At 59.5% G+C, this 21,987-nt stretch carries 20 protein-coding genes; 5 read left to right on the top strand and 15 right to left on the bottom strand.

The window, feature by feature from the left end; all coding sequences use genetic code 11:
- Nucleotides 1–45 precede the first annotated feature (45 nt).
- Nucleotides 46–888 (top strand): xanthine dehydrogenase accessory protein XdhC, encoded by an 843-nt coding sequence (gene xdhC / locus ACM6IR_RS21985; RefSeq protein WP_414909630.1) that lies wholly within the window; start codon nt 46–48, stop codon nt 886–888.
- A 24-nt stretch (nt 889–912) separates the two neighbouring features.
- Complete coding sequence (guaD, locus tag ACM6IR_RS21980) at nt 913–2,217, top strand: guanine deaminase (RefSeq protein WP_414909629.1); 1,305 nt, start codon at nt 913–915, stop codon at nt 2,215–2,217.
- Between the two features lie 183 nt (nt 2,218–2,400).
- Here the strand turns inward: guaD and ACM6IR_RS21975 are convergent, their stop codons facing one another.
- On the bottom strand, nt 2,401–3,165 hold the full coding sequence (locus ACM6IR_RS21975; protein ID WP_090182016.1) for a GntR family transcriptional regulator: 765 nt from the start codon (nt 3,163–3,165) through the stop codon (nt 2,401–2,403).
- Nucleotides 3,166–3,509: 344 nt separating this feature from the next.
- Here ACM6IR_RS21975 and ACM6IR_RS21970 point away from each other — a divergent pair, with 344 nt between their 5' ends.
- Nucleotides 3,510–4,700 carry a benzoate/H(+) symporter BenE family transporter gene (locus ACM6IR_RS21970; RefSeq protein ID WP_414909628.1) on the top strand — a complete coding sequence of 397 codons (1,191 nt, stop codon included), beginning with the start codon at nt 3,510–3,512 and terminating at the stop codon, nt 4,698–4,700.
- Nucleotides 4,701–4,759: 59 nt separating this feature from the next.
- On the opposite strand, the gene ACM6IR_RS21965 is transcribed toward ACM6IR_RS21970, so the two are convergent.
- Complete coding sequence (locus ACM6IR_RS21965; protein WP_046047888.1) at nt 4,760–5,104, bottom strand: YggL family protein; 345 nt, start codon at nt 5,102–5,104, stop codon at nt 4,760–4,762.
- Between the two features lie 232 nt (nt 5,105–5,336).
- On the opposite strand from ACM6IR_RS21965, the gene dacB reads away from it, so the two are divergent.
- Complete coding sequence (gene dacB / locus ACM6IR_RS21960; RefSeq protein WP_414909627.1) at nt 5,337–6,797, top strand: D-alanyl-D-alanine carboxypeptidase/D-alanyl-D-alanine-endopeptidase; 1,461 nt, start codon at nt 5,337–5,339, stop codon at nt 6,795–6,797.
- A gap of 125 nt (nt 6,798–6,922) precedes the next feature.
- Here the strand turns inward: dacB and ACM6IR_RS21955 are convergent, their stop codons facing one another.
- Nucleotides 6,923–9,322 carry a diguanylate cyclase gene (locus ACM6IR_RS21955; protein WP_414909626.1) on the bottom strand — a complete coding sequence of 800 codons (2,400 nt, stop codon included), beginning with the start codon at nt 9,320–9,322 and terminating at the stop codon, nt 6,923–6,925.
- A 208-nt stretch (nt 9,323–9,530) separates the two neighbouring features.
- On the bottom strand, nt 9,531–11,807 hold the full coding sequence (gene rlmKL / locus ACM6IR_RS21950) for a bifunctional 23S rRNA (guanine(2069)-N(7))-methyltransferase RlmK/23S rRNA (guanine(2445)-N(2))-methyltransferase RlmL (RefSeq protein ID WP_414909625.1): 2,277 nt from the start codon (nt 11,805–11,807) through the stop codon (nt 9,531–9,533).
- Nucleotides 11,808–12,338: 531 nt separating this feature from the next.
- Here rlmKL and rmf point away from each other — a divergent pair.
- Nucleotides 12,339–12,554: a ribosome modulation factor gene (gene rmf, locus ACM6IR_RS21945; protein WP_003223300.1), complete on the top strand. Its 216-nt coding sequence runs from the start codon at nt 12,339–12,341 to the stop codon at nt 12,552–12,554.
- Nucleotides 12,555–12,871: 317 nt separating this feature from the next.
- Here rmf and ACM6IR_RS21940 read toward each other — a convergent pair whose 3' ends face one another.
- From ACM6IR_RS21940 to ACM6IR_RS21890, 11 genes are all read right to left on the bottom strand, one after another.
- Entirely contained in the window at nt 12,872–13,891 is a 1,020-nt protein-coding gene (locus ACM6IR_RS21940; protein ID WP_414909624.1) for a quinone-dependent dihydroorotate dehydrogenase, read from the bottom strand.
- An 82-nt stretch (nt 13,892–13,973) separates the two neighbouring features.
- A complete protein-coding gene (locus ACM6IR_RS21935) occupies nt 13,974–15,362 on the bottom strand; it encodes a hypothetical protein (RefSeq protein WP_414909623.1) in 1,389 nt (462 codons plus the stop codon).
- Nucleotides 15,363–15,414: 52 nt separating this feature from the next.
- Nucleotides 15,415–15,846 carry a hypothetical protein gene (locus ACM6IR_RS21930; protein WP_414909622.1) on the bottom strand — a complete coding sequence of 144 codons (432 nt, stop codon included), beginning with the start codon at nt 15,844–15,846 and terminating at the stop codon, nt 15,415–15,417.
- Entirely contained in the window at nt 15,836–16,519 is a 684-nt protein-coding gene (locus ACM6IR_RS21925; RefSeq protein ID WP_414909621.1) for an oxygen-regulated invasion protein OrgB, read from the bottom strand. Before ACM6IR_RS21925 ends, ACM6IR_RS21930 begins: the two co-directional genes overlap by 11 nt.
- Complete coding sequence (locus tag ACM6IR_RS21920) at nt 16,491–17,060, bottom strand: secretion system protein (RefSeq protein WP_414909620.1); 570 nt, start codon at nt 17,058–17,060, stop codon at nt 16,491–16,493. The genes ACM6IR_RS21925 and ACM6IR_RS21920 overlap by 29 nt, the downstream gene beginning before the upstream one ends.
- A complete protein-coding gene (locus ACM6IR_RS21915) occupies nt 17,044–17,766 on the bottom strand; it encodes an EscJ/YscJ/HrcJ family type III secretion inner membrane ring protein (RefSeq protein WP_414909619.1) in 723 nt (240 codons plus the stop codon). Before ACM6IR_RS21915 ends, ACM6IR_RS21920 begins: the two co-directional genes overlap by 17 nt.
- Nucleotides 17,763–18,071, bottom strand: a complete 309-nt coding sequence (gene sctI, locus ACM6IR_RS21910; protein ID WP_414909618.1) for a type III secretion system inner rod subunit SctI — start codon at nt 18,069–18,071, stop codon at nt 17,763–17,765. The genes ACM6IR_RS21915 and sctI overlap by 4 nt, the downstream gene beginning before the upstream one ends.
- 60 nt (nt 18,072–18,131) lie before the next feature.
- Nucleotides 18,132–18,401 (bottom strand): type III secretion system needle filament subunit SctF, encoded by a 270-nt coding sequence (sctF, locus tag ACM6IR_RS21905; protein WP_414909617.1) that lies wholly within the window; start codon nt 18,399–18,401, stop codon nt 18,132–18,134.
- 10 nt (nt 18,402–18,411) lie between these two features.
- Entirely contained in the window at nt 18,412–19,584 is a 1,173-nt protein-coding gene (locus ACM6IR_RS21900; RefSeq protein ID WP_414909616.1) for a PrgH/EprH family type III secretion apparatus protein, read from the bottom strand.
- Between the two features lie 43 nt (nt 19,585–19,627).
- Nucleotides 19,628–20,158: a transglycosylase SLT domain-containing protein gene (locus tag ACM6IR_RS21895; RefSeq protein ID WP_414909615.1), complete on the bottom strand. Its 531-nt coding sequence runs from the start codon at nt 20,156–20,158 to the stop codon at nt 19,628–19,630.
- Nucleotides 20,155–21,720, bottom strand: a complete 1,566-nt coding sequence (locus tag ACM6IR_RS21890) for a winged helix-turn-helix domain-containing protein (RefSeq protein WP_414909614.1) — start codon at nt 21,718–21,720, stop codon at nt 20,155–20,157. The genes ACM6IR_RS21895 and ACM6IR_RS21890 overlap by 4 nt, the downstream gene beginning before the upstream one ends.
- Nucleotides 21,721–21,987 lie beyond the last annotated feature (267 nt).

Genomic DNA, 21,987 nt, shown 5'->3' with positions numbered 1-21,987 from the left:
GCTCGCGAAGAGGCCCGAACAGACAACACAGATGTCGAGGTGAATATGTACAACTGGATCGACGCCCTTGCCGACCTGCAATCGCAGGGTGAACCCTGCGTGTTGGTCACCATCATCGAAGAGCTCGGCTCGACGCCGCGCAATGCCGGCTCGAAGATGGTCATCAGCGCTAACCAGACGTACGACACCATTGGTGGCGGGCATCTGGAATACAAGGCCATGCAGATCGGCCGGGAGATGCTTGCCAGCGGTAAGCAGGACACGCATCTGGAGCGTTTCAGCCTGGGTGCCAGTCTGGGCCAGTGCTGCGGCGGCGTGACCGTGTTGCTGTTCGAACCAATGGGCCAGGTCCAGGCGCAAATTGCCGTGTTCGGCGCCGGCCATGTTGGTCGGGCCTTGGTGCCGCTGCTCGCCAGCCTGCCCTGCCGGGTGCGCTGGATCGACTCGCGGGACGCGGAATTTCCGCAACAGATCCCCCACGGCGTACGCAAAATTGTCACCGAAGAACCCGTGGACGAAGTCGACGACCTGCCCGCCGGCAGCTACTGCATCGTCATGACCCACAACCACCAGCTCGACCTCGAACTCACCGCCGCGATCCTCAAGCGCAACGACTTTGCCTATTTCGGCCTGATCGGTTCGAAGACCAAACGGGTGAAATTCGAACATCGCCTGCGCGACCGCGGTTTTGACAGCAGCGTGCTGCAACGCATGCGCTGCCCGATGGGCCTGGGCGAAGTCAAAGGCAAGTTGCCTGTGGAAATCGCCGTCTCCATCGCCGGCGAAATCATCGCCACCTATAACGCCAATTTCGGCCAGCACACTGCCAGCGCCGGATCGATTGCCAAACTGCTGCCTGCTTCACGTCGCAGCCAAGCCTCGAACTGACAAGCCTGACCACTGAGAGCTCCCATGTCTTTGACTCGCAAAGCTTACCGCGCCGCCATCCTGCACAGCATCGCCGACCCCGCCGAGGTGGGCATCGAGGCCTCTTTCGAGTATTTCGAGGACGGCTTGCTGGTGATTGATAACGGCCAGATCAGCGCACTTGGCCATGCCAGCGACTTGCTGCCGACCCTGGCCGCCAATATCGAAATCACTCATTATCAAGACGCCCTGATTACGCCTGGCTTCATCGACACTCACATCCACTTGCCGCAAACCGGCATGGTCGGCGCCTATGGCGAGCAACTGCTGGACTGGCTCAACACCTACACCTTCCCCTGCGAAAGCCAGTTCGCCGACAAGGCTCACGCCGACGAAGTCGCCGACATTTTCATCAAGGAACTGCTGCGCAATGGCACCACCACCGCGCTGGTGTTCGGCAGTGTGCATCCGCAATCGGTGAACTCGTTCTTCGAGGCCGCCGAACAGCTGGACCTGCGGATGATCGCCGGCAAGGTGATGATGGACCGCAACGCGCCGGACTACCTGACCGATACCGCCGAATCCAGCTACGTGGAAAGCAAGGCGCTGATCGAACGCTGGCACGGCAAAGGCCGGCTGCACTACGCCGTCACCCCGCGATTCGCGCCGACCAGCACCCCGGAACAACTGGCCCTCGCCGGCCAGTTGCTCAGCGAATTCCCAGGCCTGTACATGCAGACCCACATCAGCGAAAACCTCAAGGAAGTCGAGTGGGTCAAGGCGCTGTTCCCGGAGCGTAAAGGCTATCTGGACGTGTATGACCACTACCAACTGCTGGGCGAGCGCTCTGTGTTCGCCCACGGCGTGCACCTGTGCGATGACGAATGCGCGCGCCTCGCGCAAACCGGCTCGGCGATTGCCTTCTGCCCGACATCCAACTTCTTCCTTGGCAGCGGCTTGTTCAACTTGCCGATGGCCGAGAAGCACAAATTGAATGTCGGCTTGGGCACTGACGTTGGCGGCGGCACCAGTTTCTCGCTCCTGCAAACGCTGAATGAAGCGTACAAAGTCATGCAACTTCAAGGTGCGCGACTGAGCCCGTTCAAATCGTTGTACCTGGCCACCCTCGGCGGCGCACGGGCGCTGCGACTGGAAGACAAGATCGGCACCCTGCAACCGGGCACCGACGCCGACTTCCTGGTGCTCGACTACAACGCCACGCCGCTGCTGAGCTATCGCTTGAAGCAGGCGAAAAACATTGCCGAGACGTTGTTTGTATTGATGACGCTGGGGGATGACCGGACGGTGTTGCAGACATATGCGGCGGGGAATCAGGTGCATCAGCGCTAGGGTTTTTTCCGGGCATAAAAAAATCCCCCGCAATCGTTGGTTGCGGGGGATTTTTTTGTGTCTGTGAGGCCGCCTTCGCGAGCAGGCTCGCTCCCACAGTTGATATCTGGTGGACACAGAATTTGCATTCAACGCAGAACCCTGTGGGAGCGAGCCTGCTCGCGAAGGCCGCACCGCGGTGTATCAGAGTTTGGCCGCTGGCCGCCCGGGTTTCTTGGTTTGCAACAAATGCGAGAACACCGCATGCAAATCATCTGACGCGCTTTCTTCGTCGAGGTTGAGTTTGCTGTCGATATGATCCATGTGATGCATCATCAGGTTCACCGCCAACTCACCGTTGCGCGCTTCGATCGCGTCGATCAGTTGGGTGTGCTCATCGTAAGAGCAATGCGAACGGTTGCCGCTTTCGTACTGGGCAATGATCAACGAGGTCTGGGAGACGAGGCTGCGCTGGAAGCTGATCAGCGGGGCATTCTTCGCCGCTTCGGCCAGTTTCAGGTGGAATTCGCCCGACAGACGGATGCCGGCACCGCGATCGCCACGGGAGAAGCTGTCCCGCTCGTCGTTGACCATTTGGCGCAACTCGGCAATCTGCTCGGCGGTAGCGTGCTGCACCGCCAACTCGGTTATTGCTCGCTCCACCAGACGCCGAGCGAGGAATACCTGACGGGCTTCCTCGACGCTCGGGCTGGCGACGACAGCGCCACGATTCGGTCGCAGCAGCACTACGCCTTCATGGGCCAAACGCGACAACGCGCGGCGAATGATGGTGCGGCTGACCCCGAAAATTTCCCCCAGCGCTTCTTCGCTCAACTTGGTGCCGGGCGCCAGACGCTGTTCGAGGATGGCCTCGAAGATATGCGCGTAGACAATATCGTCCTGGGTACCACTGCGGCCGGCTTTGCCTGCGCGTGGCTGTTTCTTTAGGGGTTGCAACTGTTCGTTCATGGGCACTCGAGTCGGGAGAACTGCGGCGAATTGACCGTGACTGTAATACGGCACAGTGGGTCACTGGCAAGTATCGCGTAAAAAACACTGCGATTGTACACAATGGATGGTGGCAACACGACTGTACGGCTGTTTGTTGCCTCCGCTGTACTGCAACGACGGGTTACTTTTGAGTTTAGGCTTTAACCCAGAATCCGCAGCTAGAACGCGCCCCCCTCCTGTAGGAGCGAGGCTTGCCCGCGAAGGCGTCGTGTCAGTCGTCTCAATGTTGAATGACACGACGCCTTCGCGGGCAAGCCTCGCTCCTACAGGACATCTTTATCTGAGCAAGGAACACCGCCGTCATGAATGACGCCACGCACACGCAACTGCGCCCATTGGCCGACACGTCACCTTCGGCCATCGTCGCCGGGTTCATCGCGATGATGACCGGCTACACCAGTTCACTGGTGCTGATGTTCCAGGCCGGGCAAGCAGCAGGCCTGACCAGCGGGCAGATTTCGTCGTGGATCTGGGCCATTTCGATTGGCATGGCGGTGTGTTCGATCGGCCTGTCCCTGCGCTATCGCACACCGATCACTATTGCCTGGTCGACCCCCGGCGCCGCGCTGCTGATCACCAGCCTGGGCGGCGTGACGTACGGCGAAGCCATCGGCGCCTATATGACGTGTGCATTGCTGGTGACCCTTTGTGGTCTGACCGGCAGTTTCGAACGGCTGATGAAAAAAATTCCGGCTTCATTGGCCGCCGCTTTACTGGCGGGAATTTTGTTCAGGATCGGCAGCGAGATTTTTGTCGCCGCTCAGCACCGCACAGAGCTGGTGCTGGGGATGTTCTTCACTTACCTGGTGATCAAACGCCTGTCGCCGCGTTATGCGGTACTCGGCGCGCTGCTGATCGGCACCGTGCTGTCGGGGTTCATGGGTTTGCTGGACTTCAGCAGCTTCCACCTGGAAGTGGCGACGCCGGTCTGGACCACCCCGCATTTTTCCCTGGCGGCGACCATCAGCATTGGCATTCCGCTGTTCGTGGTGGCGATGACTTCGCAAAACATGCCGGGCATTGCCGTATTGCGGGCCGACGGTTACACGGTGCCGGCCTCGCCGCTGATCACCACCACCGGCATCGCCTCGCTGCTGCTGGCGCCGTTCGGTTCCCACGGGATCAACCTGGCGGCCATCAGCGCGGCCATCTGCACCGGGCCGCACGCCCATGAGGATCGCAACAAGCGCTACACGGCGGCCGTGTGGTGCGGGATTTTCTATGGGATCGCCGGGGTATTCGGCGCGACGTTGGCAGCGTTGTTTGCCGCGTTGCCCAAAGAACTGGTGCTGTCGATTGCAGCGCTGGCGTTGTTCGGCTCGATCATCAATGGCTTGAGCATCGCCATGAGCGAAGTGAAGGAACGCGAGGCGGCGCTGATCACGTTCATGGTCACGGCGTCGGGGCTGACGCTGTTTTCCATCGGTTCGGCGTTCTGGGGGATTGTCGCGGGGGTGTTGACGCTGGTGATTTTGAACTGGCGTAAATCCTGAAACCCTACAAAAATCGGGCAAAAAAAACGGCGACCCTTGGGCCGCCGTTTTTTAGAACATCAAGCTACCGGATTGATCGGCTTTTCCGGGTACCAGACGTCGATCAGCGGGCTGACGGTTGCTTCGGTCAGTTCGCTGCGGCCTTTGAGCCAGGCTTCAACAGCGACACGTTGCTCTTCGGAAACCGAGCCACGCTTCTGCAGGCAAACCAGACCGAAGTCGTCGCCGCCGACATAGCCCAGACCATTGGCTTCCATGGCTTCTTTCAGGAACGCGTCGAGGAAAGCATCAATGGCTTCATCAGCCAAATCTTCTTTGAAATCCAGGTTCAGTTCGAAACCCAGCTCTTGAAATTCATCGACGCACAGTTTTTTGCGCAGACGCTGGGAACGGTTAGTCGCCATTGGAACAATCCTCATAAGTAATAACGGGCGGCACTTTAGCAGTTTAAGCCGCCAATTGCCCGAATCTCTGGGCTTGCGGGCCTACCATCTGTAAAAAATAGCGCATTAGAGGGCCAGGTCACGGCACAAGTCACTACACCTTGGGGCATAATGCCGACACTTTCGTGACCACTGAGGGAAATTATCTTCATGCCCTCGTCTTTTTCCCCTCGGCTGTAGGGTTTTATTTCAGATGATCAAATCTTTGCGTCCATTGTTGCTGGCCGGTTTTCTTCTCCCACTGGCCCTCTGCGTCTCCGCTGAAACCATCAACACTGCCCTGTCGCCCAATGTCGAGAAAGCCCTCAAGGCCAGCAAACTGCAGGACAACGCCCTGTCGCTGGTGATGATCCCGCTCACCGGTCCTGGCACCCCGACCATTTTCAACGCGGACGTCTCGGTCAACCCGGCCTCGACCATGAAGTTGGTCACGACTTACGCGGCGCTGGAAATGCTCGGTCCGAATCACCAGTGGAAAACCGAGTTTTACACCGACGGCACCCTGAGCGGCGGCATCCTCAACGGTAACCTCTACCTCAAGGGGGGTGGCGATCCGAAGCTGAACATGGAAAAACTCTGGCTGCTGATGCGCGACCTGCGCGCCAATGGCGTGACGCAAATCACCGGCGACCTGGTGCTGGACCGCAGTTTCTTCGTACAGCCGCAATTGCCCGAGTTCAACGATGATGGCAATGACGAGAACAAGCCGTTCCTGGTCAAGCCGGACTCACTGATGGTTAACCTCAAGGCCCTGCGCTTTGTCGCACGCAACGACAGTGGCCGGGTGCTGGTGTCGGTGGAACCGCCGATTGCGACCATTCGCATCGACAATCAAGTCAAGGCGCTCAACTCCAAGCAATGCACCGGTGGCGTACGGTACAACCCGGTGCCCCAGGCCGATGGCAGTGTGACCGTGACGGTTGGCGGTCAGTTGGGCGATGGCTGCAGCTCCCAGACTTACCTGTCGCTGCTCGACCACGCGACCTACACCGCCGGTGCCGTGCGGGCGATCTGGAAGGAACTGGGTGGCAGCATTCAGGGCAAGGATCGTCTGGCACCGACGCCAGACAACGCCAAGGTCCTGGCTCGGGCCTTCTCGCCTGACCTCGCGGAAATCATTCGTGACATCAACAAATACAGCAACAACACCATGGCTCAGCAGCTGTTCCTGAGCCTGGGCCAGAAATTCCGCACCGACGCCGACGCCGACGACGCCAAAGCAGCGCAGCGTGTTGTACGTCAGTGGCTGGCGAAGAAAGGCATCACCGCACCGCATCTGGTGATGGAGAACGGCTCTGGCCTTTCCCGTGCCGAACGTGTGAGTGCACGGGAAATGGCCGCAATGCTGCAAGCCGCATGGCGCAGCCCGTACGCCGCCGAGTTCATCAGTTCACTGCCAATTGCCGGTACCGACGGCACCATGCGCAAGCGCCTGAAGACCACTGCGATGCGCGGTGAAGCCCACGTCAAGACCGGCACCCTGAACACCGTGCGCGCGATTTCCGGCTTCAGTCGCGACGTCAACGGCAATACCTGGGCGGTGGTAGCGATCCTCAACGATAAGGCACCGTTTGGCGCGTCTTCGGTGCTGGATCAGGTGCTGCTGGACCTGTATCGCCAGCCAAAACTGCCGACCACGGCGTCGGCCCTGTAAAGCACCACCGATCCCCAGTGTGGGAGCGAGCCTGCTCGCGAAAGCGGTCTTTCAGCCACATCAATGCTGGATGTGCCGCCGTCTTCGCGAGCAGGCTCGCTCCCACAAAGGGTCAGCATGCCGCCCTAGTTCAACGCCTCCTCAACCCGGTCCCGTCCCGCCTGCTTCGCCGCATACACCCCCGAATCCGCCCGCAACAACAGCGCATCCGCGCCCTCGCCAACGCGCCAACTGGCTATCCCGAAACTCGCGGTCACCGTCCCGACGCCGTCGATGGGTGAGCTGCGCAAGCCTTGCCACAGTTGCAAAGCCAGGACATGCGCGTGCTTGCCGTCGATATCCGGGCAAAGCACCATGAACTCTTCGCCACCCAGACGACAGAACACATCGGTGCGCCTCAGCCGATGACCAATGCGCTCACACACTGCTTGCAGCACCCGATCACCCACCGCGTGCCCGTGCTGGTCATTGATTCGTTTGAAGTGATCGATATCGAGCATGATCACCGACAACTCGCCACTGCCGCGCTCGACACGGGCCATTTCGATGGTCAGCCGTTCCTGGAAATAGCGGCGATTATAGATGCCGGTCAGAGCGTCGGTGACCGACAGCGCTCGCAACTCTTCTTCCACGCGCTTCAGGTCGGAGATGTCCGAGATATAGCCATGCCACAGCACACCGCCACCGGGTAATTCCTCCGGGGTTGCCTCACCCCGGACCCAACGCAACCCTCGCTGAGGCAGCTGCACACGATATTCCTCACGCCACGGGCTGAGGGTGTCCGCCGAGGCCCGGAGCGAGGCGCGGACCCGGGTGGCGTCCTGGGGATGAATCCGGGTAAAAATCGCTTCGGCATGCAGCAGCAGTACGTCGGGCTCGAGTTCGTAGATCTCGCGAATGCCATCACTGGCGTAGATCACACTGAAACGACCATCGAATTCCATCTTGAACTGGTAGATCCCGCCAGGCACATGGGCGCTGAGTTTCTTCAACAACAAGTCCCGTGCCGCCAATGCCTCGTAGACCCGCTTGCGTTCGGTGATATCGATACAGATCGCCAGGTGTCCGACCCACAGGCCTTGCTCATCGAGGACCGGGGTCGCCAGCATGTTCACCGCCAGGTGGCTGCCATCGCTGCGCACCAGCGTCCACTCCCGCGCTTCGTGCCCCCCCTTCTCGCCGCCCTCGACCAGCATCGCCTGGCACGTCGGCACCGGTTTTCCATAACGAGCGCTCAACTCCACCGAACGTGCGACCAGCTCTCGGGGCAGGTGCAGGTGTTCCAGGGTCATGTGGCCCACTACCTCAACGCTGGTGTGACCGAGCATTTGCTCGGCTCCGGCGTTGAAGGTGCTGATGACCCCCCGCAGGTCGGTGGCGATGATCGCCACTTGAGTCGCGGCATTCAGCACGCCGCGTAACTGGCCATGGGTGCCACGCAACTCCTGTTCACGGGCACGCAGTTCCCGGGTCCGCTGTTCGACCATCTTCAGCGCCCGTTGCCGCTGGCTGACCAGCACATACAGCAAGGCACTGAGCAAGAGGCTGAGCAAACCGCCCAATACCACCAGGCTGCTCACCGAAGAATGGTTGGCTTGCACAAAGGCCTCGCTGGGTTGAATCTCGACCTGGTAGTCGTGATCAGCCAGGCGCAGCAGCCGGGTCGCAGCCAACTCACTGACGGCCGGTGTGTTTGGGGATTGATACAGCACTTCGTGCTGATCGTCTGTGGATAAATCGAGAATACGCACCGATAGATAGTCACGGCCCGCCTCTGGCAATCCATCTGCCAGCAACTGACGCATGCTGATGACCGCCATCACGTAACCGAACGGTTTCTTCGTCGTCGGTTCAGGGTTATTGCGAGGTATGACCGGCGCGACGAGTAGCACACCCCGGGCATAAGCGGGATCGATACTGACCAGATTCATTGGTTGGGATACTGCCATGCCGCCATGCTGGTCGGCCCGCTCAAGGGTAGACCGACGCAGGGGTTGGGCCAGCAAGTCGTAGCCCAGCGGCGCGCCAAGTTTGCTTTGTGTCTGGCTATACAGCACCACCACATACTCATCCCGCTCGGCCGCCAGTTGCAGTTGGCCGTGGGCATTGAGCTCACGAAAGGTGAAATCACTCATCCCCTCATCCCGCACCCGGCGCTCGAAAGTCCCGCGTTCGGCACCGCTGACCCGCTCAGCAAACGAGTACGCCTGAGTCCGGTGCAACAGCGGTTGGGTGTAGCCGTCGAATTCCGCCCGGGACACCGACTCGGAATTGACAAAGAACCGGCGCAGGCCATCGAGGCGCTGTTCCTGATCTTCGAAACGTTCTTCGATACGGCTATAACGTTCACTGGCCAGCAGTTGGAAACGTTGCCGCAATTGATGGTGAAACAGATTCAGCGTCGACCAGGTGAGTAACCCCGTGAGAATCCCGCCAACGAGCAATACCAGGAGCGCGACCAGCCAGGCCGAGACATCTTCGCTGATGAAACCCAGGATCTTCGGGCGCACGGCGCGCAACGACATAAACGCAACTCAAATCGCCAGGTGCGGGAAAGCCCTTTGGCCATGCGTTGAGTTATAGCTATTAGCCACTAATTTGACCAGCACTGAAAGGAGCCTGTAGGAGCGAGCGGTGCGGCGACCCGACTTGCCCGCGAAGAACGATAACGCGGTGCAGCAAATACACCGCAGCGTCTGGTTCGCCGGCAAGCCTGGCTCCTACAGCTATCCGTCAACGCGCCATGATTTTCCAGGCACGGTGGATTTTGCCGTTACGGGAAAAGTCCGGGTCAATGGTCTGCGCGGTGATTTCCTCGACCGCGTAACGCTCGGCGAGGTTTAGCTCCAGCTCGAATTTGCGGAAGTTGTTGGAGAAGTACAACACCCCACCCGGTGCCAGACGCGCCATCGCCAGGTCGATCAATTGCACCTGGTCGCGCTGCACGTCGAAGATCCCTTCCATGCGCTTGGAGTTGGAGAACGTCGGCGGGTCGATGAAAATCAGGTCGTACTCTTCACGGCAGGCATCGAGCCAGGCCATCACGTCGCCCTGCTCCAGACGGTTCTTGTCCGAGAAACCGTTCAGCGACAGATTGCGACGAGCCCAGTCCAGATAGGTTTTCGACAAGTCGACACTGGTGGTGCTGCGCGCGCCGCCCTTGGCCGCGTGAACACTGGCGGTCGCGGTGTAGCAGTACAAATTGAGGAAGCGTTTGCCGGCCGCCTCTTTCTGAATCCGCATGCGCATTGGCCGGTGATCAAGGAACAGCCCGGTGTCGAGGTAGTCGGTAAGGTTCACCAGCAGCTTCACGCCACCTTCATTCACCTCGACGAATTTGCCTTGTGCCGCCTGGCGCTCGTATTGCTTGGTGCCGCTCTGACGTTCGCGACGCTTGACCACCACGCGGCTCTTGTCGATGTTCAACGCCTGCGGAATGGCGGCCAGGGCATCGAACATGCGGGCCGAGGCCTTTTCCGGATCGATGGATTTGGGCGCGACATATTCCTGGACGTGGACCCAGTCGTGATACAGGTCGATGGCCATGGAGTATTCCGGCATGTCAGCGTCATACACGCGATAGCAGTCGATGCCTTCACGCTTGACCCATTTGCCCAACGCCTTGAGGTTTTTTTGCAGACGGTTGGCAAACATCTGCCCGCCTTCGCTCAAGCGCGGCTGCTCGATTACCACCGGAGCCGGTTTGATCGGGTTGCCGTTCTTGTTGTACTTCTCGTATTTGCCCGGCGCCACATCGTTCTCGACGACGTCGACTTCCGCTTGAGCTTGCTCACGCTCGACCTGACGTTGTTCCGGGGTGCGACGCTCGCCAGTGACGAACTGATCCGGGGTGACCTTGATCAGCAGCAACTTGCACGGCAAGGCACCGTTCCAGAACGAATACTGTTTGTGGCTGCGGATACCCATGCGCTTGCCCAGGTCCGGGGCGCCGGTGAATACAGCGGCTTCCCAGTTCAGGCAGGCCTGACGCAGACGCTCACCGAGGTTCTGGTAGAGATAGAGCAGGCTCGCCTCATCGCCCAGACGCTCGCCATATGGAGGGTTGCAGATCACCAGGCCTTTCTGGTTCTGGTCCGGACGTGGTTCGAACGTCCCGACTTCGCCCTGGTAGATCTTGATCCACTCGCTCAGGCCGGCACGTTCAACGTTGTTACGGCCCGGTTGAATCAGGCGCGGGTCAGCTTCGTAACCGCGAATCCACAGCGGTGGCTTGGCCAGGCCGACAGCAGCGCGTTCGGAGGCTTCTTCATGGAGCTTTTTCCACAGCGCCGGCACGTGGCCAAGCCAGGCGGTAAAGCCCCATTGCTCACGGCGCAGGTTCGGCGCCATATCGGCGGCGATCATCGCCGCTTCGACGAGGAACGTACCCACACCGCACATTGGGTCAGCCAGCGCGCCGCCATCGGCCGCAATACGCGGCCAGCCGGAACGGATCAGGATGGCCGCCGCGAGGTTTTCCTTCAGCGGCGCCGCGCCCTGCTGCAGGCGATAACCACGCTGGTGCAGGCTATGGCCGGAGAGGTCGAGGGAGAGAATCGCTTCGCCACGGTCCAGACGCAGGTGAATGCGCAGGTCCGGGTTGAGTTTGTCGATCGACGGACGGTCGCCCTGCGGCGTGCGCAGTTTATCGACGATTGCGTCTTTGACTTTCAAGGCGCCGAAGTGGGTGTTGTCGATGCCCGAGCCGTGACCGCTGAACTCGACGGCCAGGGTGCCATCGTTGAGCATGTGGTCTTGCCACTCGATATCGAGCACGCCGTGGTACAGGTCTTCGGCGTCCTTCATCGGGAAACGCTTGAGCACCAGCAGCACCCGGTTCGCCAGACGCGACCACAGGCACAGGCGATAAGCGGTTTCCATGGTGGCCATGCCGCGCACGGCAGAGGTGTGTTCACGCGCGTCTTCAAGGCCAAGCCCGACGGCTTCCTCGATGAGCAGGCCTTCAAGGCCTTTGGGGCATGTGAGGAAGAGTTCGAAACGATCGGACATGGGAATTCCAGAACCTTTAGCTGAGTGAACGGGCAACGCATTGCCGGTCCGGTTTTCAATCAGGCGCTTTTCTCGAAGAGCGCCCGCGTGGCACGAAGGTGTGCCGTTCCACCCCTGCTGCTCGGGTTAAATGAGCTTAGATGCAAGGACAGATAAAAAAGTTGATGCAACAAAATGTCACAAGTCGACCCTTCGTCGAATAGTCCCCCGGCGCTACAGGCCCCTCCTCACTGAAGGAATAGCCCCACCAGCCAGCGGGGGGGGCCGATCATACCGGGGTTTGGTCAATAAATATGCGACAAACATCGCGTTACTTATGGCCATACCACCTAAATGGTTACGTTCTTATGACAAAACGATCATTCCCTCGATGTGACGCATTGGTTAGAACTCAATACAGGTTGGCGCCGCAATGACGCCAACACCTTGGCTCGCGACGCCGGCAGCGAGCCACCAACGGCAGAATCTTTCTGCCAGACCTCGATTGAGGTCGTCGCGATAAATACAGTCAACAAGTGAGGGCAACACCCTATGAGAAGACTTAAGCGTGATCCGTTGGAAAGAGCATTTTTGCGCGGATATCAATATGGCGTTGGTGGCAAATCCCGTGAGCTTTGCCCATTTACTCTACCGTCGGTACGCCAAGCCTGGATTAACGGCTGGCGAGAAGGACGCGGCGACAACTGGGACGGTATGACCGGCACTGCGGGAATCCATAGACTCAACGAACTTCACGCCGTCGGCTAATTACAGGGCTTATTCACTCCGACACGACAATCTGATGATCGAATGAATTAACCACGCACGTCCCATCCGGACGGCGGGCTCCGGCCCAGGGGCTCCTTCAAGGAGCCCTTTTTTATGCCAGCATTTCGCCGAAATCCCCTTTGTAGCAGCTGCCGAGCCTGCGAGGCTGCGTCCGGCTGCGAAGCAGTCGTAAACCTGCACGTACGGTGTATCTGCAAGACCGCGGCGTCTGATTTCACGACTGCTGCGCAGCCGGACGCAGCCTCGCAGGCTCGGCAGCTGCTACACAATCAGCGCAGGGCGGCGATGGTACACAATCAGCGCAGTGCTGCGATGGCATCCACGGATTCACGAATCAACGCCGGGCCTTTGTAGATAAAGCCGGAATAGATCTGCACCAGGCTCGCACCGGCAGCGATTTTCTCAGCTGCGTGCTTGCCTTCGGTGATGCCGCCCACGGCGATGATGGGCAAACGACCGGCCAGTTCCGAGGCCAGCACCTTAACGGTGTGGGTGCTCTTGTCACGAACCGGAGCGCCGGACAGACCGCCCGCCTCGTCACCGTGCTCCATGCCTTCGACGCCGACACGGCTGAGGGTGGTGTTGGTGGCAATCACGGCGTCCATCCCGGTGTCGATCAGCGCTTGTGCGACCTGAGCAGTTTCTTCGTCGGTCATGTCCGGTGCGATCTTGATCGCCAGCGGCACGTGTTTGCCATGACGCAGCGCGAGTTCCGCCCGGCGCGTGGCCAGATCAGCGAGCAGCTGTTTCAAGGAATCACCAAATTGCAGGCTGCGCAGGCCCGGGGTGTTCGGCGAGCTGACGTTCACCGTCACGTAGCTGGCGTGGGCGTAAACCTTGTCCAGGCAAATCAGGTAGTCGTCGACCGCACGCTCAACCGGCGTATCGAAATTCTTGCCGATGTTGATGCCCAGCACGCCCTTGTACTTGGCCGCGGCTACGCGGGCCAGCAGGTGATCGACACCGAGGTTGTTGAAACCCATGCGGTTGATGATCGCCTCGGCTTCCGGCAGACGAAAAATCCGTGGCTTGGGGTTGCCTGGCTGCGGGCGCGGGGTAATGGTGCCGATTTCGACAAAACCAAAACCCAGTTGGGCAAAGCCGTCGATGGCCGCGCCGTTCTTGTCCAGGCCCGCCGCCAGACCCACCGGATTCGGGAAGTCGAGGCCCATGACGTTCACCGGCATCTTCGCCGGCGCCTTGCACAGCAAGCCGTTAAGGCCCAAACGCCCGCCCGCGCCGATCAGGTCCAGGGACAGATCATGGGAGGTTTCCGGGGAAAGTTTGAACAACAGCTGACGGGCCAGGGTGTACATGGGCGGGTTTGACTCTGGGCTACGAAAAGTGGCGGCGATTATAGCCGGGGTTGACAGAGACAGGCGACCTCTTTGCCTTGACTCAAGGAATCACAGTTTCCTGCAGCTCATAGAGGTTATCGGTGCGTTTGACACTGCCAAAAACGAGTGGAAAGTAAATAATCATCGCCATCAGGGCCAGACAACCGCTCATGACATGGCCCTGATAACCTTCTTCGATCTCGGAATTACTCAGCAATGTCGCTACCGCGCCCATCACCAACGCGAAGGAGTGCCCCACCGAAAGACGCATTGCCCCGACATTGAGCAGCGCATCCGCCAGCTGTGTTCGGGTCGGTCGCTGAACACCGGCGCGCACTTCCAAAATTTTTTCCGGCAAAGCTTCCAGATCAAAAAGTGGCGAGTCCTGCGTCGGAGTTGGAGATAGCACATGCCAACTCTTGCAAACAATTCCGACGATATCGTCCACGACAACGCCAAAGCCATTCAGTAACCCCTGGATTGCGTCAGCGCCCATACTGTAACCGAGCTCTGCGGCTGCTCGGGCCGGGCCACTCAACGGTGTCAGTTGTCCCAGTTCCGCCAGTAAAAACTGAGCCGCACCATAGGCAGCGGTCGCTACTCCCGTGGTCGCTGCGGTGGCGGGATTCGCATTGTCATGTAATGGAATGAAGACGTTGGCCAAGCCTCTGGCCAGCGTATAAATCGACCCGCCGACCACCGCCGGTAGTAACCTTTCAGACGCGCCAGTGAGATGCGCCGCAATCAGTGACCCCATCGTAATGCTGGCCATGCAAACACGCCCCAGACGCGATGCGGGACTGGCCGTCCCGTCACACTCATTTCGAATGGCCCCTGCCAAGGTTAGCGCCGGGCCGATCATTGATATAGCGACCACTGCCCAGGCGCGGGCGGCCTCAGGTGAATCGCCTTCGCGCAGAGCTTGCTCGACGTTGTAAGCGACGATCTGGCGCAGCACCACAGTCAACGCAACGATCAACCCCGTACGTCCGGCGACATTCAGCAGGTTGAGCCCAGGCCCTTTGGCACCCTCAAGCCAATCCATGCCCGCCTCGAGCATGGTGCGCATTCGGCTTTCACGGGTTTGCTCGGGATCTGCTGCATGGAGCCCGGCTATTCCAGCAAACGGCGAGTTGTCAGGGGGATTGTCGGGGAAACGCCCATGGTCTACATAGCGTACAACCTGCGCCATTACGCGTTGATCTGTCTCGCCGAGCGCCTCATGGAACACCTCCATCTCTATTTTTACGGCGCGATCCATCACCTCCATACTCGTTTTGATGTGCTTGGGCGAACCCAACTGCCCCACCTGAAAGTCCGACGCGACTTCAAGTTTTGATGAATCAAGCACCACCGACGCACTGCGGTGAGTGCTGTTACTTGAAGCTGAAATAGGATTCTCCAGAACTCTACTGCCCGCGCCACCCGATCCTGCAATGGGTAAAACCATGCGTATTTCTCCTTATTCTTATTAAACGTCCGCCAGTCTTTTTCAGTTCACCTCACCACTCGCTCTTTTCCCAGGCATCGTCATCCATCGTCGCGAACACATCGCGCATAAAGCCCTTGACGAAAACGTCCATGCTGAACGCCAGACCATTGGCGCCCCTGACTTCCTTAAACAGCAGCGAATCCTGCAGCTTCTCGTCTTTCAAACGCACCAACACCTGCAGTGTCACGGCCATCAACGCCTTGGCAGACGGATACGCCGGGGTAACGCCATCCGCACTGCGCTGCGCGCGGATAAATGCGTAGATGTCCTTTTCGCCCCGCCCCTCCATGGACAACAGTTGTTGGTAGAGCCAATCGAACTCAGGATTCGGACGCTTGCTGTCGGGCAGCTCCTGACTGGCCCGTAACAGACGAGACTCCAGTGACTGGACCGCTGGCGTGTTCTCAGGTTTGTGTGCGCCCGCCATGGTTTCAATCTTCATGGCGTACCTCACCAAAGCTCGAACACAGATCACTGAGCCGCTGCATCGATACCTGATCGAGCGTTCGAACCGCCTCGGGCAAGTTCGCCAGGCAAGTCAACAATTTCGGCTCCAGGCGCTGGCGGGTGGTGCCGGTATCGAACTCCAGCACTTGGTCGGCCAAGCGAAACACGTAACGTTCCTGCGGTTGATAATCGAGCGCCAGGGTGCCGGGCCAGAGCGCCTGCAAGCGTTGCCGCAGGTCCTTGCCCTGTGCCTTGCAACGCAACGGCAACAGCACCTGCAACACCGTTTCAGTGTGACCGGGTTGCTCAGCCAGCCAGCGCTCGAGCATCTCGTCCAGCCATTCGCTGCGACTCAGCAAGTCGCCCAGCAATTGTCGAGCGGCCTGTGCGAGGTCTCTGCGCAATTGCTGTCCCAACGCCTGCGACTCAAGTAACCCGCTCGCCAGATGTTCAGCCGCTCGCACCACGCCCTCGGCATACCCCTCTTGAAAAGCCTTGGCGCGGATGGCCTCGGCGTCACGTTGAGCCTGGCCGACACAGTCACGGGCCAACCGCTGAGCTTGATGCTGCAATGAATGCCGCTGACGCGCGGCGACGATGTCCTCGCGGGTGATGCGCGCATGACTCGACGCGGGCAAGTCAGTCAGGGTTCGGATGGAGTCGAGCATGCTGCACCGCCAAAAAGAAAAGGGCTTTATCGGGCTCCGCCACCGGCCACTGTCGGTGCAGGTCGACGACCCGTGGAGAGAATTGCAATGACAGCCGCTCGAGCAACAGCGTCGGTATGTATTCGGACCAGCCACACAGTGAGTTGAAACCGGCCGCTTCGACCTGCTGCATCGGTTGCGATGCCAGGTCGACCGGCAGGCAAGCGCGAGCGCCGACCCGGTAACTGGCGAACCGGCATAAGGACAGTGGCAATTGCTGCAACGCCCCGCCCCGCGCCAGATGGGGAAAAAGCCGCCAGGCACCCAACAACGAGGCGATGTAGGGCAATTGGTGCCACTGCCTAATCCACAGATGGGCCACGGCGGTCAACGGCACCGCCGGCCATGGGCCTTGCAGCTCCAGACCGTCGAGCACGATCTGATTGAGCGCGCGTCGTGCATCAGGCCCCTCGAAACCTGTCGGTATGTGCAGACGCTCAGCGTGCACATAATCCACCGGCTCGGCGAGAATCCACCGCAGGCGCTCAGCGCACGCTGTCACGTTGCACCCCGCCCCACTGTCGATACCCAAAGGCTGCGCCACCCGCCAACAGCAATACCGTGAACGAGCCCAACGCCCACCACCCATTGGAAGGGCTATGCACCGCCACTGCCGATGGCGCGACATGTTGCGTGGGCGATCGTCGTGACAGGACCACCGAGATATTTTCGTACTCGACCGCCGCAAAGCTGTTCTTGAGAAAACGCTTGATGTCGGTGATCAGCAATTGTGGCTCGACGTCCCGCTCATGAATCGCCAGGGCCGACAGGTGAATGGGCGCCGACTTGCGTCCACCTTCACCGGCATCCAGGTCATAACTGACATGCACCCGCGCCGACACCACCCCTTCCATCACGCCCAACGACTGTTCGATCCGCTGCTCCAGCGCCGAGTAAAGCCGGGCCTTTTCGGCTCTGGGCGAGGCCACCAGCGTATCGCTGGGAAACATCTCGGCCACTTGCAACCGTGGCCTGGAGGGCAACGAATAGAGATTGAGCAAATCGACGGCCGCTGAAAAATCGATCTGATTGATTTTCACCGAATAGCCGGTTTTGCCGGCATCCACTTTTGTCGCCGTAATATTGTTTCGCAGCAGTACCGAGAGCACCTCGTTGGCCTGTTGCTGATCCAGCCCTTCGAGCAGACTGGGCTGACGGCAGCCCAACAGCGCCACGCACAGAAACATAAGCAGCGCGCTGGTCTTCATGAAGCACGCAGCAAGGTTTCGGCGGTGCCCACGGCTTTACGCACCAACACGTTAAGCAGGTTTATATCCACGTTGTACTGCCCGACCCGCTCCTGCAATTGGGTCAATACTTCAGGGCTGGTGATATCGGGGCTCTGCAACAGTTGATTGATCGTCGAAACCTCTTGCCCGCTGTTAACCGCTGAACCGGCGAAGGCTTCGATCAACCGGCTTTCAAGAGAAACGGTCGGGCCTTCCTGTGGGCCGCGCAACGGTGTGAAGCCTGTGCGCTCGATCATCGAAAGGGCAATGTTTGGGATAGACATGCGGTGCACTCATGGAAATGGCCACCGTCAGGCAACGATGGCCGGTCGAAAAGGAAAGAATCAGCGAGCGGCCTGGATGATCGCCATGTCGATGTCCTTGAAGCCCTTGATCGTGTTGGTCTGGGCGTTTCGGAATACCGTGTAGGACGAGAACGCGGTCTGATAAGCAGCTAATTTCCCCGGGTCCGACGCGTCTACCTTTAAGTCCTCCAGCGCCTTATCCAGCGCACTCTTGAGCGTTGTGGCACCGTTTTCGAACGCCTCGGCTTGACGCCCGAGGAAATCATCCGGGAAGAGGATCGGAAAGGGGGGAATTCCAGGATTAGCCATAAATCACCTTCTATAGTTTTGTTGGAAAATGCCAAGACGACGAGGTCATTTTTATGTAGCCCAGCGGGCCGGTTTGAAACGACTTGCCCTTGAGCCCGTCGTCCTTGAGGTCGATGGCGAAGTGCACGTAACGATCACCCCACTGCCGGTAAAAACCGTCGACAACGTGACGAACCGCTGCCAACTCGGAATCCTGCACGTTGCCTTCAACGGCAAACGTGACGCTGTCACCGTGTTCGATCCGGTTGAACACCAGCGACAGTCGTTGCAACGCGTCCTGAGCCAGATTGGCCAGCAGTGTGTCGTCCTGCACCTGCACCGACACTTCACGGGCATAGGGCGCCGCCTCGAGCAAGGCGTTGACCAGCCTCGTTTGCATGGGCGGTGTGAGCACATTGCGCTGGGCGCTGATCAACAGCCGTGGCACCGAGGGATCTTTGAGATCCAGTGAATGCCAGGCCAGTTGCGGGTCATGGTCGACCAACAGTTGCTCCAGCCGACGACGTTCCTGATTCCTCACCAGAACCTTGCCGGACAGCAGGTTGTTGCGCATCAACACCTGTCGGCTCCAGCCGGCATCCCGCTCGGACGTCACAAACACATAGATCGTCTGGTCTCGGCCATTCACCACCTCAACCTCGGCGCTGACGCCGGTGATCAAGGTACGTACATCGGTTTCCGGAGTCGGTTCGGGCACCGACCAGAGGCCGATCGACGCCATCAACAGCGCCAGCGTCAATCCGCCACCGAGCCATTTGACGAGGGTGTTTCGCTGCCATGGCCGAGTGCCTGCCTGAAGTGCAGGTGGGGGCTGCAGACCCAGGCTTTGCGGTGCCCAATCCTGATCAGGCAACCGCACGGCAATCTGCAAACCGCCCACGTGCTCGCTGCGCTGAAACAGGCAATGGCGAGTCTCGGCTTGCGCGTCCAGGAGCCGCAGTGTCACGCCACCCGGCACGGCCTCTTCGAGCAACACCTCGAAATTGCATCCGCCGTGATCCAGCGGAACGAAGATCGCCTCCGGAGGCACACTGACCGGGCACGTCGATTTCCCCAGCAGGTCTACGGGCGCCACGATGAACAACGTTCGGGGCTCAGTGAGAGGGAACTCGCAACCTTGCAGCGGGCCATTAAGGATCCGCAGAACACAGGGTTGTAGAGGTGGGGCCGACAGGTCTGTCACCGATCACGCTCCAGGCAGTGAATGAGCGCCCATGCTAAAAACATCACCCTGGATGTTCCTGATCGAATTCTGCCGAACCTGCACGAGTGCGATCAGAATCTATCCTGATGCCCTGTAATGGCGACTCTGCGACGGCACGGCGGGTCAACGTCTGGTAACGCTTCCAGACCTTGCGCGCATAGCGAAGACGGGCCGTTTGCCGATCAGGCGCATTCCCGGCGTTGTAGGCCCCGACGGCGGTCCAGTTATAGCCATAAAGGGCAACAAATCCGGCCAGCACCGAAGCGCCAACTTCAACCGACAGACAAGGCTCATCCAACAGCCGCTGCTCGGTAATGCCCTGAGCACGCAAACGGGGCAAATGAATGCTGTTGATCTGCATCAGCCCGATATCGCGAGAACCATTGGTGTTGTAGTTGATCGCGTCCGGCCGCTGTGCCGATTCCACGTCGGCAATGGCCTGCAGGAGTTCGGGTTCGAGCGCGTGCAATTGCCCTGCCCGCGCCCAGCAAAAAGCGTGCGCCTGCCCGGCGCCAAGACAGGCAAACAGCAATAACCACGGAACCTTGGTCATGCCAATCGCCGCCCGTTGTGGAACGGCGGCACGCTGAGCCCCCGCCAATCCCGCTGGGGTGTTTGACGCGGCATAGACCTCCACAGCGGAGAAACCATGGGCCCGTCCGTCACCCCGGACCACAGTGGCGACGGCACTTCAGCAAGGGATCGAGACCGCGCCGAACGTAGCCAGTTTGCATACTGGTTACGGGCGATCAGCGGATTGACCCCGAACAGTACGTTCCAGGCCGCCAGACCTTGCTCACCGGCAGCACTGTCACTCAGGCCGGCTTGCTCAAGTTCATGCCAGGCTGCCGCGTGCTGGCCAAAGTAGGCCAACACCACGGCATGCAAAATCACTAACAGCGGGTGCCCCGATGCACCTTGCTGCAAGGTTTGACGAGCCATCAACGCGGCATCCTGGGGGTTTGCGGTCAGCGTGATGCGCACGCGCAAGATCTGCGCCCGCACACAATCCGGGTCATGACGCAAACAGGTGTCGATGCTGTGGGCCGCTTGTTCGTTGCGCCGCCAAAACCAGTGATGCCAGGCATGGAAGTAATGGACGTCGGCCTGATCGGACGCCAACAGGCATCGTCGAAACAGCGCCTGCGCGGCGTCCTCACAACCTCGCAGACTGGTAAGCAACGCCAGACGTGTCAGCGCCAAGGTGTTGCAGGGGTCCAGTAACAATGCCTTGGAGATGGCGGCATCGGCCTCATTGATCGCACGAGCCTGCTCACATAACCCAAGCATCGCCTGTCCCAGCCAGGCATCCGCCAAGCCACACCATGACGGTGAGTAGCCGCTCGCGAGTTGCTGGCATTGTCGAAATTGCACCCGCGCGTCACGCAGGCTTTGCGGCGTATGCCGCTGCAAACTGCACACCCCGTTGAGGTAAGCCACCGCCGCCGGGTAGGAAGAACAGGAATTACCCGTGGGACGAAACCCGGGAAGACGTTGAGCGATCAGGCAGGCCAACTCGGCGAGCGACTGATCCAGCGCACTGCCATCCAGCATTTGCCCATGAATCAGTGCGTGATCACGGCCACGAATCAGCTCGATCGACCATTGCTGTTGCTCACCTTGACCAACAAAACGACCGCTCACGTAATAATCCGGCGCCAGCCTTTCCACCAAAAGCCGAGCATCGACCGGAAGGTCAAAGGCCGCCATCAGCCCACAGGGGACGAAACGTACCGACTCGCCGAAGGCTGTCGTCAACTGGCGAATCATTGAGTCCTGCAGATCCAGCGCCTCCGCTTCACTCGTGCCACGAAAAGGCAGAACGGCCAACGATGGCACGGCGACGGGCTCCTCGCACGGAGCATCGAGCGCCACCGCCGGGCAGGTAAACCGATAACCCTGACCGTACACCGTGGCAATGAAGCCCTTGTTTTCCTTGAGCAGCTTGCGCAGTGCGTAGATGCATCGGGTCAACGATTCCTCGGCAGCATCGGTGTCGGGCCACACGTTGTCCAGCAGGTGGTCTTTGCTGATCACAGTACCCGCTGAACTGAGCAGCAGGCGCAATACGTGTAACTCTTTGGGGGGGACGTGTGATCCTTTACCGTCTCGCATCAGCGTTCCATCGCTTTGCAGTAGCCATTGGTCAAAAACGAATGACCTGAATGGTGGTTGATCAGTTGCACTGTCCATATACGGGCATATCTCTATAGAAAGGTACTGAAACGCGATTAGGCCGTGATTGGAACGGCTTAAAGATGACAAGCTGCGCGACTATAGAAAGTTGGGCAGGACTATTCCGTAGGGCAAGGAACTTATAGACCTACGAAATTGCAACACGGACTGTAGGAATATTCTCCGGATCTATTATCCATAGCCTTT

Source organism: Pseudomonas sp. IT-P253 (genome assembly GCF_949768125.1).
Taxonomy (GTDB): Bacteria; Pseudomonadota; Gammaproteobacteria; order Pseudomonadales; family Pseudomonadaceae; genus Aquipseudomonas.
Note: the sequence above shows the minus strand (reverse complement) of the source record. Positions and strands in the feature narration are given on the sequence as shown.

What these genes read in the sequence shown, in the direction of transcription:
- xdhC (WP_414909630.1), top strand. Translation starts at nt 46, where the DNA reads ATGTACAACTGGATCGACGCCCTTGCCGACCTGCAATCGCAGGGTGAA.
- guaD (WP_414909629.1), top strand. Translation starts at nt 913, where the DNA reads ATGTCTTTGACTCGCAAAGCTTACCGCGCCGCCATCCTGCACAGCATC.
- ACM6IR_RS21975 (WP_090182016.1), bottom strand. Translation starts at nt 3,165, where the DNA reads ATGAACGAACAGTTGCAACCCCTAAAGAAACAGCCACGCGCAGGCAAA.
- ACM6IR_RS21970 (WP_414909628.1), top strand. Translation starts at nt 3,510, where the DNA reads ATGAATGACGCCACGCACACGCAACTGCGCCCATTGGCCGACACGTCA.
- ACM6IR_RS21965 (WP_046047888.1), bottom strand. Translation starts at nt 5,104, where the DNA reads ATGGCGACTAACCGTTCCCAGCGTCTGCGCAAAAAACTGTGCGTCGAT.
- dacB (WP_414909627.1), top strand. Translation starts at nt 5,337, where the DNA reads ATGATCAAATCTTTGCGTCCATTGTTGCTGGCCGGTTTTCTTCTCCCA.
- ACM6IR_RS21955 (WP_414909626.1), bottom strand. Translation starts at nt 9,322, where the DNA reads ATGTCGTTGCGCGCCGTGCGCCCGAAGATCCTGGGTTTCATCAGCGAA.
- rlmKL (WP_414909625.1), bottom strand. Translation starts at nt 11,807, where the DNA reads ATGTCCGATCGTTTCGAACTCTTCCTCACATGCCCCAAAGGCCTTGAA.
- rmf (WP_003223300.1), top strand. Translation starts at nt 12,339, where the DNA reads ATGAGAAGACTTAAGCGTGATCCGTTGGAAAGAGCATTTTTGCGCGGA.
- ACM6IR_RS21940 (WP_414909624.1), bottom strand. Translation starts at nt 13,891, where the DNA reads ATGTACACCCTGGCCCGTCAGCTGTTGTTCAAACTTTCCCCGGAAACC.
- ACM6IR_RS21935 (WP_414909623.1), bottom strand. Translation starts at nt 15,362, where the DNA reads ATGGTTTTACCCATTGCAGGATCGGGTGGCGCGGGCAGTAGAGTTCTG.
- ACM6IR_RS21930 (WP_414909622.1), bottom strand. Translation starts at nt 15,846, where the DNA reads ATGAAGATTGAAACCATGGCGGGCGCACACAAACCTGAGAACACGCCA.
- ACM6IR_RS21925 (WP_414909621.1), bottom strand. Translation starts at nt 16,519, where the DNA reads ATGCTCGACTCCATCCGAACCCTGACTGACTTGCCCGCGTCGAGTCAT.
- ACM6IR_RS21915 (WP_414909619.1), bottom strand. Translation starts at nt 17,766, where the DNA reads ATGAAGACCAGCGCGCTGCTTATGTTTCTGTGCGTGGCGCTGTTGGGC.
- sctI (WP_414909618.1), bottom strand. Translation starts at nt 18,071, where the DNA reads ATGTCTATCCCAAACATTGCCCTTTCGATGATCGAGCGCACAGGCTTC.
- sctF (WP_414909617.1), bottom strand. Translation starts at nt 18,401, where the DNA reads ATGGCTAATCCTGGAATTCCCCCCTTTCCGATCCTCTTCCCGGATGAT.
- ACM6IR_RS21895 (WP_414909615.1), bottom strand. Translation starts at nt 20,158, where the DNA reads ATGACCAAGGTTCCGTGGTTATTGCTGTTTGCCTGTCTTGGCGCCGGG.
- ACM6IR_RS21890 (WP_414909614.1), bottom strand. Translation starts at nt 21,720, where the DNA reads ATGCGAGACGGTAAAGGATCACACGTCCCCCCCAAAGAGTTACACGTA.